The 682-nt window shown below is 68.8% G+C and carries 1 protein-coding gene; it reads left to right on the top strand.

The window, feature by feature from the left end; genetic code table 11:
- Positions 1–137: 137 nt before the first annotated feature.
- Positions 138–682, top strand: a 545-nt coding sequence (locus Q0D45_RS18890) for a lysylphosphatidylglycerol synthase domain-containing protein (protein WP_293396545.1), incomplete at its 3' end; no start/stop codon positions are given.

Below are 682 nucleotides of genomic sequence, written 5' to 3' on the forward strand. Positions count from 1 at the left end.
GCCCATGGCAGCCGCGAACAATTGCTGGCGGACTGCGGACTCGATGCCGCCGGTGTGCTGCGCGCGATCCAGGCGCGGCTGAGAGTTGTCGGCGACCAGCCCAGCAGCGTCGAGGACAGCAGCGACCGGGGCCGCGCGTGATTGCAGCCACCCGGCCTGCGCGGCTGCGCCGACCGCTGCTGATCGCGATTGCCGGGCTCGGGGTTGCCGCCTATCTCGCCGCCGCGCTGATCGCCGATACGCAGACGCTGGCCAGCGCGCTGCGTGGCCTCGGCTTCAGCGGACTGGGTCTGGTGCTCGGCGCGTCGCTGCTCAATTACGCACTGCGCTTCCAGCGCTGGTCCCGCTATCTCGTGCTGCTGGGTCACCGCCTGCCGCCCGGCCCGCATCGGCTGATCTATATCGCCGGCTTCGCATTCACGGTGAGCCCCGGCAAGGCTGGCGAAGCGGTGCGTTCGCTGTACCTGCACGATCGCCATCAAGTGCCCTATGCCGACAGCATGGCGACGCTGTTCGTCGAACGCCTGCTCGATGTACTGGCGATCGCCGTGCTCGCCAGCTTGATCGTGCTGCAGGATCTGCGCTGGTGGCCGCTGCCGGTGGTCGCGCTGATCGTCATTGCGGCCGTCGTCGTGACGATTGGCCGGCCTGAGCTCGCCGATGGTCTCGATCGGCTGGCATC

The sequence above is a fragment of the Nevskia sp. genome (genome assembly GCF_023266035.1).
Lineage (GTDB): Bacteria > Pseudomonadota > Gammaproteobacteria > Nevskiales > Nevskiaceae > Nevskia.